Genomic DNA, 7,559 nt, shown 5'->3' on the forward strand with positions numbered 1-7,559 from the left:
AAGGTCGCGCATAAAGTCGGACCTATCATCACCAGTCAGAGACCGTCAGGCGGCCCTCGCCGGAGGAATACGCTGAATGGGCAGTAGGCCAGTATTGGCTGCACCATGGACGAACGGCGGCTGTGCAAAGGAAACGGCCTTGGTAGGCCTCGGAAAGGCGCGCATTGCAGAGCAACACGAACGGCCCATGGCTGACCTTGGACTTAATCGCGACGAATGGATCGTCGATCTACGTTGGAAATGTCGCCACAGTCAACACGATCATCCGGTATTGAGGGGGCCTCGCCTGTACGCTCAGAAAACGATTCGGGCCCGCAGGCCCAAGATCGCCAGGTCGTCCTGCGCCGGGTTGAGCAGCGGATCGCGGATAAACTGGATAGACGGTGTGATTTGTAAATCCGGCGAGATGTTGAAGCGATAGAAAGCCTCTGTCGTGAATTGCGTCTCGTCGAAACCCTTGGCCTCGGCCCAGTTGAACCCGACACCGGCAAGGTCGTTGTTACGGCGATACCAGCCAATCCCGGTGGAAAGCGACCGCTCGTAGAGCGCAGCCGTTCCCTCGGACCTGCCGGCCCGAATGAAGGGCATCCAAGTATTGTCGATCAACCAAGCCGCGGAAAAGGTGACCCCCTTGTCCTCCGCGCGGCTGCCGTCCTCTGCCTCGTCGGACCGCCAGAAGGTCAGGTGGACATTGTCGAAATAGAGGCGGTCGCCGCCGCTGGTGTAGCCGATCTCGATGGACTTGAAAGTCTCACCCGTCTCGAAAACGTCGGCATTCGGTTCGGCCGGGTCGCCATTGGCATCGGCGACCGAACCAACGACGTAGAAGTTATCGCCCAGCTTAGCACCCGCCGCGATCCCGAGACCGGGATTGGGCGCGTTGATCGTCGGGTTGGTGTTGAAGGCGAGGTTCTGGAAGGCGGTGTAGGGGCTGACCATCCCGTAGATGTCGAGAAAATCCGTCACGTCGATCTGGCCGGCCTGAATCGTCCAACGCCCGTCGGGGCTCCGCTGCGTCCAGAACAGATTGGTCAGGATCGTCCCGCTGTCGTTGAAGGCGGTGCCGGTGATCGAGAGCGCGCCGGTATCGAAGCCGAAGAATTGCGGCGCAACCTCGCCATAGGCCTGCCGGTGCTCGATCTTGAAGGTGAGGTTGCCGGTTTCGGTCGCCTGCCACGAGCCGTAGAGGCGCAGGATGCCGCCAGCGGCATCACCCTGTCCCAGGTCGCTGTCGCTCCACTGTCCGAGGGTGAGATAGTCGAGGTTGAAGCGGAAACCGTTATCCGCAAACCCATCCTTCCAATCGAAATAGCCGGGCAAGGCATTGCGCGGAAACGAGGTTCGCGGTTGCGGATCAGTCAACCCATCGCCTGGAGAGAGTTCTGCCGCGACCGAGGACGGGCCGGCGAGGCCCTCTTGCGCGACCACCGTTCCGGGCAGCAAGAGCGGGACCAGAGCTGTGACCAAACATTTCGACAATTGGGCCATTGTCTCTCCTATTGAGCTTCAGTTCGCGTTGGACCCTGCACCTTGTCACGAAGCTGCTCGATCCAATCGTTGCTTTCGCTAGCAGGCATAGCCGCTGGCGTAAGGGTTTCTGCTGAGGAGGCATCTAACCGCCAGGTTGCTTTCATCGGCACGGGGCCATCGACCACGCGGATAACCTGTTCGGACGGATCGATCTGGAGCCGTCCGGATAGGCGGACCGGCTGGTACAGTCCTTTCGGAGACCAGTCGGTCTCGAGCCTTACCCGGATCAGCTGGTTCGGCATCGGGGGCGGCATGTGGCTGTAAATCCCACGGGTCTCGACCAGGTAGACGGCTGGGGTGCCATCCGGATCGGGCATCGCCGGGATGACGAAGCCCGAAAGCGAAACGTTCAGCCCGTCGATGTCTGTATTTCCTTTGTTGGCAGCGGCTTCCCGCCGTTCCGCGACAACCCAGCGTTGCGATATCAGCCAATCGGCGTCGAGACCGGCCTCCGCAAGCGCTGCTTTAGCGTCACGCATCCGCGCCTCGGCGTCCTCTCTGTCCGATTGCAGACGGCTCTTGTCCGCATACAGCGCCTTCGCTTGTGCAACGGTACGCAACTGGTCGATTTGCTCGGCCGTCAGCGTCCGGTAAGGATCGTCGAAGACTTGCGCCTCGGCATCCACGAGGTCCACCCAGTTCACCGCCTGCTGCGCGGCAAGGCCCGTAGGTAATGCCAGAAGCATTGCCGCCAAGGTTGCACGTAAGTCTAGGTTCATGCTGTCGAAACTCCTGAAAAAATAACCGGCGGGGCGGCCGAAATACGATTCCCGGCTTGGTCTTGCAGGTTTGAAAGCCGGGGCATTTTCATTGTGTAGCCAGTTCTTACCATCGTTCACTCACTGCGCTTTGGTTGATCCCGAAATGCGTGAAGGAGTCCTGCGTAGGCGCGCTGTGCGGTCCGGAAACTCGACACGCGTATGAATTCGTCATCGGCGTGAAAGCCCTCGTCACCGCGCTGGAAGCCAAAAGTGACAAGCTGAGGGCCACCGGCATCCGGTACATAGGCGAGCGCGGGCACACCGCCACCGACATAGAGAACCTGCTGTTTTTCACCGAAGTAGTCCGTCAGAACCCGCTCGCCGATCCAGAATGAGGAGTCGGACTCGTCAAAGAACGGTGCCCCGCCGAAAGTGGCGCTGGTCATATCGACTTTGACGCCCCACGGAACATTCTTCTCGTTATGGGCGATGATCGCCGCATTCACCTTTTCTGGATCCTGACCGAAACCGGTACGTGCCATCACTCGGAACCACGCATCGAAAGGAATGATGGACGCCTTGCCCTCGATATGGCGGGATTTGATGCCGGTCACGTCAAGCGATGGCCGGATCCAGGTGCGCTCGATAATCGAATAGTTCTCGTCGCCGATCCATTCCGCAACGTCCAGCCGCGCGCGTGCAGCCGTATCGTCAACGCCTTCGACCGCCGCTGCGATCTCGGCACGCATGGACTCGGTTGCCGGCGTGACATCGTCGTTGCACCCCTCGATGGCGACCGCGCCGTCATCATTCCACATGGACGCAATTATCTTTGCGGCCGCGATGCCAGCATTAGGGGCGGCCCCGCCGTAAATGCCCGAATGGAGCGCGGTGTTGGCGCTCGTGACCGCCACCTCGACATCCGATCCGCCACGCAGACCGCGCCACATCAACCCCTGGTCATCCGACGCCATCATCGCATCGACATTGACGCCAAAGTCGGAGCCAGCGATCCAGTGGCGGTTCGCTTCCAGCCAGCCGGGCAGGCCTTGGCTGGCAAACTCCTCGGCTCCATCCCAGAGAAATTTTACATTGGCCGGAAGCGCGCCGTCCATCGCCATCATCCCTTCAAGCGTGCTGAGAAAGGCGATGATCATTCCCTTGTCATCGGTGGCGCCACGGCCATAGATCCGACCATCTTTTTCGGTTGCCACGCAGGGGTCGGTGTCCCAACTGCTCTCATCGACAGGCTAAATATCGAAATGCCCATAGACGAGAATGGTGGGATGGGCTTCATCTGCGATGATTTCCCCCGAAGCAACGAGTGCATCGGAATCGTAATTCGCATTGGTCGCGCCGATTTCGGCCATCCGCTCGACCCGCCATGCCCCAGCCGTATCGACCTGATCGCGCTCTTCCGCGACCATGGCAAGGGACCGGAAAGCCACCAGTTCTCTAAGTTGGGAAAGGTGGCGCTCTTCGTTCTCCGTGAACCAGGCGTCGTAGGCTTTTTCCTGGTCACCGCTCGGCTTTGCCAGCTCCAGCCCGGCTGGTTCGGACTTGCCAAGCGGCGCACCGTAGCTCGGGTCCATCGAGTCAAGGTGTCCTGGCCGAAAGCGACCGATGTGATGCATGCAAGCGCTGCAACTACAAACAGATTCATTATTGGATTCATTTTCACGTCAAATCTTCGATCCATTCCTGGGAATCCGGGGGCGGTCCGAGGGAGAACCGCCCCGCAGGCAATCAGTTCAGCGTGTTCTTGTAGATTTCGCCGTCCTTCATGATGATCCGGATCGTCTCCGGGCTGTCGGGGCGCGGGTCTGCGCCGAACCACTGGTCACCAGTGCCCACGACCGAGAAGTCCTCTAGCGGATTGCCGTCGATCAGCAGGATGTCGGCATAGGCGCCTTCCTCGATCACGCCGAGTTTTGCCTCAGGATAGGGGTTGGTGAAATCACCGCTCAGCGCGGCGATCTCGCCACCGACCGAGGTCAAAGTAACCATCGACGCATAGGGGCCAAAGAACTCGTTGTTCAGATGCTTCTCATAGGCGATCTGGATGTTGCAGGCCTCAACCGAGCCGACGCAATCGGTCTGGAAACCACGCTTCACCGGGCATTCGATCATGCTGGGAATGTAGGCTTCAAAGGTCGCCGATGCGGATTTGGCCTTGCGCAGGCTGGAGGGCTGGTTCTTGACGGCCGGAACATCCAGCAGACCGGGGTCGAACGCAGTCATGTTAGTCGTGATGTAGGCGCCTTTTTCGTTCATCAGCGCCGAAATCTCGCAATCGAAGTGGAACCCGTGCTCGATGGATTTCACGCCGGCCTCAAGAGCATTGATGATCGCTTCCCTGCGGTAGGAATGCGCCATGACATAGGTGCCGTATTCCTCGGCAACCTGAACGGCGGCCTCGATCTCTTCCTTGGAACCGGCAAGCAGTTGCCACGGGTCGAAGGCCGAAACGACGCCGCCCGACTGCATGAACTTCAGCTGTGTAGCGCCCATGCGCAGGTTGTTGCGGCCATAGAGGTAGATATCATCGACACCGCTGACCTGCTGCGCCAGATTCAGATTTCCGAAGTTGGTCTGTCCGCCCGGCGGTGACGTGAAGGCTGCGAAATCGGCATGGCCACCACGCGTACCAAGGAAGGCGCCAGACGGGTAGAAACGTGGGCCGGGGATCTGGCCCGCATCAATGGCGCGCCGCAATCCGGCATTGGCGCCACCGGCATCACGCACCGTGGTAAAGCCCTGCATCAGGTACATCTCGGCCATCCGCGTGCCGTGAATCCCGAAGTCTTCCCAGGTAGAATTGGCCTCCATGGCGCTGAGGCTTGGCCCCATGAGCATAAGGTGCGCGTGGTTTTCAATGAAGCCTGGCGTCAGCGTTCGGCCGCCACCGTCGATCACCTCCGCATTCGGAGCCTCGATCGCCTTGGTTGAAACCGTCTTGATCAGGTTGCCTTCGATCAGAACCGAAGCGTTCTCGATCCGGGCCTCGTTTACGCCGTCAAAAACGTGGACATTGGTGAAGAGTGTTTGAGCCGGCACATCTTCCTGTGCAGATGCCGAACCGGCGATTCCCGTTGCCAGCGCCATGCCGGCAATCGAGGTGAAAAACTTGCCCATTTCCATCTCCCATAGGACGCGGTGCCCCAAGTGGAGGAGCTCCTGTGGGAGAGAAGTATATCGATCAGTTCATATGCGTCCTGTCTCTACGGATCACTGCAGCCACATTTTCGACCCATGAAGACTGATTTGACGGATTTTTCCTGTGCGCGTTTCTGTCAATTGATAGGCTTCAGAGCATCGAACGCGCGGGAAACGAATCGAATGCCACAGAACCTGCCACTCGTCAAACTGAGCCTTCTTCGGCCATACGTAGCCGAACTTCGCAAACGTGGGGTAGATCCCGAGCTGGTCTTCGAGAGTGTCGGGCTCAGCGAGGACCTGACCTTCGATCCGGATTTGTCTGTCCATGTCATGGTCGCTACGCAGTTCGTCGAGAACGCCGCGGAAGCAACCAAGGACCGCTTCTTGGCGGCGCGCGTGGCTGCCAACCTCAACCTGGACGGCTGGCCAGTTCTCGCTGACGCGGAGGCGCGTGCTGCAACCGTGGGGGACTACCTGTCAATTTTCGTATCAACAGCGAATGAAATTGCGTCTTCGGCGGAGGAATACCTCCACCTCAACGGAGCGACAGCAATTCTTGGGGAGCGGCGCAACTTCGATCCGGCGATTCTGCCGGCACAAAACGATGCCTTCATGGCTGCGCTCGGCTGGGCGATCCTGCGCCGCGCTTTGCACGACCATTTCGATCCTGCCAAGGTGACGGTGGTCGTCAGCGAGCCCAAGGTCCTTCCGCCCGAGTTCGACCTCTTGCACCCGATCAAAGGGGACCGTATGGGATTTAATCTCAGTTTCCCGTCGTCCTGGTTGGCAATGCCCTTCGAACAGCAGACTCTCGCCAACGCTCCGAAAGCGGTGATTGACGACGGAACACCTGAGTTCGTACGCTCTTTCCGCCAGATGCTACGGGCTCATATCGGCAAGGTCGGTCTGACGGCAGTGCAATGCGCTGACCTCGCCTCGATGAGCCAGCAGAAACTCAAACGACGCCTGGCGACGTTCGGTACGGACATTTCCAGGGAGGTTGACTTCGTTCGACAGGAATACGCCCGCGAGGCGCTGAAAACGACAGACCGTTCGATCGCGGACATCGCTGCCTCGCTCGGTTTCGCCGACGCGGCAAATTTCACTCGCGCCTTTCGTCGGGCGAATAGGATGTCACCAACCGGCTTCCGAAAATCGTCCCGGGAGCAGACAGACCTGAAAACTCAATAACCCCGGAACAGGGCATTCGAAAGGAAAAAAATGGGACGGAATTATCCTTGAATGAGACATTTGCGTGAACCCCAACGAAGGTCCGCTCTCCGCCCGGACCTGCACGTACTCCGTTGGCTAGATGGTCCCCAAAGCCGCGTTTGCTTTGGGATGTGACCGGCCGTGCGCAACGGCTCGCATGAATGACAAGTTCGGCCGCTTAGGGTTGTTTGGACGCATATGCGGCCCAAACCGCCGCTTCAATATGAAGCGCTTGCCAAACTGAAGCTCCGTTTGCTCAGGTCTTGGTGCAAGCCGCTCCGAGTCCAGAAAAACAGACAGTTACTGGGACAAACTAGAATAATTTGAAAATTTTTTTTTCAAAAATCCAAAACCTGCGGAGAGTTTTATGAAGGGACACAGCCGGTCCCCCCGAAGTCGTTTCCTCAAGATTGAGGGGGTAGGCGGAACACGGCAGGCCCTGATAGGCGCTGTGTGGCCGCGTGGCGGGCTGAAACTGTTTCTGGCGCCCCATCTCACCCCCTATGGAATTGGTCATCCGGCCTGCTGTCGTGGCTGTGGGTCGCTGTGGTGATGGCGTGTGCCATGGTCGTGACCCTGCGTTCCTCAGTTACTCGCCATGTATCATGAACAGATACATTGTGGCGCATGATCCAATGCACTAAGGGCAAGCTGATTCAGGGCGTTCAGGCGTACAAAGCCAGCAAAGGCTTCCCGTCCGGTATCATGAAGGTTGCCCGACGGAAGCTGACCATGCTCGATGCCGCCAGCAGTCTTGACGATTTGCGAGTGCCGACGCCAACCGGCTTGAAGTGCTGCAAGGCGACCGGAAAGGGCAATATTCAGTCCGCGTGAACGACCAATGGCGCTTTTGTTTCATCTGTACCGAACACGGCCCCGCCGTATCCCTCCGGTGGAGGCCGTCTGACGGGGTTTCAGCGTCGGTGCTAAGTCCGACCTTATGGCCGACCATAAGTT

Annotated in this window: 6 protein-coding genes and 2 pseudogenes; 3 read left to right on the plus strand and 5 right to left on the minus strand. The window is 58.9% G+C overall.

What is annotated here, in order from left to right; all coding sequences use genetic code 11:
- Nucleotides 1-294: 294 nt before the first annotated feature.
- The 5 genes and pseudogenes from AB0T83_RS19895 to AB0T83_RS19915 form a co-directional block, all read right to left on the minus strand.
- On the minus strand, nt 295-1,488 hold the full coding sequence (locus AB0T83_RS19895; RefSeq protein ID WP_366194948.1) for a carbohydrate porin: 1,194 nt from the start codon (nt 1,486-1,488) through the stop codon (nt 295-297).
- A gap of 8 nt (nt 1,489-1,496) precedes the next feature.
- Nucleotides 1,497-2,369: a DUF3299 domain-containing protein gene (locus tag AB0T83_RS19900; RefSeq protein ID WP_366194949.1), complete on the minus strand. Its 873-nt coding sequence runs from the start codon at nt 2,367-2,369 to the stop codon at nt 1,497-1,499.
- Nucleotides 2,366-3,463, minus strand: a pseudogene (locus AB0T83_RS19905) (M20/M25/M40 family metallo-hydrolase); the annotation flags it as partial. The gene AB0T83_RS19900 and the pseudogene AB0T83_RS19905, both read right to left, overlap by 4 nt.
- A gap of 18 nt (nt 3,464-3,481) precedes the next feature.
- Nucleotides 3,482-3,823 (minus strand): hypothetical protein, encoded by a 342-nt coding sequence (locus AB0T83_RS19910; RefSeq protein WP_366194950.1) that lies wholly within the window; start codon nt 3,821-3,823, stop codon nt 3,482-3,484.
- 154 nt (nt 3,824-3,977) lie between these two features.
- Nucleotides 3,978-5,366, minus strand: a complete 1,389-nt coding sequence (locus AB0T83_RS19915) for an amidohydrolase family protein (RefSeq protein WP_366194951.1) — start codon at nt 5,364-5,366, stop codon at nt 3,978-3,980.
- Nucleotides 5,367-5,483: 117 nt separating this feature from the next.
- Between AB0T83_RS19915 and AB0T83_RS19920 the strand changes: the two genes are divergently transcribed.
- From AB0T83_RS19920 to AB0T83_RS19930, 3 genes and pseudogenes are all read left to right on the plus strand, one after another.
- Nucleotides 5,484-6,581, plus strand: a complete 1,098-nt coding sequence (locus AB0T83_RS19920; protein ID WP_366194952.1) for an AraC family transcriptional regulator — start codon at nt 5,484-5,486, stop codon at nt 6,579-6,581.
- Nucleotides 6,582-7,229: 648 nt separating this feature from the next.
- Nucleotides 7,230-7,436 (plus strand): hypothetical protein, encoded by a 207-nt coding sequence (locus AB0T83_RS19925; RefSeq protein ID WP_366194953.1) that lies wholly within the window; start codon nt 7,230-7,232, stop codon nt 7,434-7,436.
- Nucleotides 7,394-7,559 (plus strand): annotated as a pseudogene (locus AB0T83_RS19930) (hypothetical protein); the annotation flags it as partial. The gene AB0T83_RS19925 and the pseudogene AB0T83_RS19930, both read left to right, overlap by 43 nt.

The organism is Meridianimarinicoccus marinus, assembly GCF_040689105.1.
Lineage (GTDB): Bacteria > Pseudomonadota > Alphaproteobacteria > Rhodobacterales > Rhodobacteraceae > Meridianimarinicoccus > Meridianimarinicoccus marinus.

What these genes read in the sequence shown, in the direction of transcription:
- AB0T83_RS19920 (WP_366194952.1), top strand. Translation starts at nt 5,484, where the DNA reads ATGAAGACTGATTTGACGGATTTTTCCTGTGCGCGTTTCTGTCAATTG.
- AB0T83_RS19895 (WP_366194948.1), bottom strand. Translation starts at nt 1,488, where the DNA reads ATGGCCCAATTGTCGAAATGTTTGGTCACAGCTCTGGTCCCGCTCTTG.
- AB0T83_RS19925 (WP_366194953.1), top strand. Translation starts at nt 7,230, where the DNA reads ATGATCCAATGCACTAAGGGCAAGCTGATTCAGGGCGTTCAGGCGTAC.
- AB0T83_RS19915 (WP_366194951.1), bottom strand. Translation starts at nt 5,366, where the DNA reads ATGGGCAAGTTTTTCACCTCGATTGCCGGCATGGCGCTGGCAACGGGA.
- AB0T83_RS19910 (WP_366194950.1), bottom strand. Translation starts at nt 3,823, where the DNA reads ATGGACCCGAGCTACGGTGCGCCGCTTGGCAAGTCCGAACCAGCCGGG.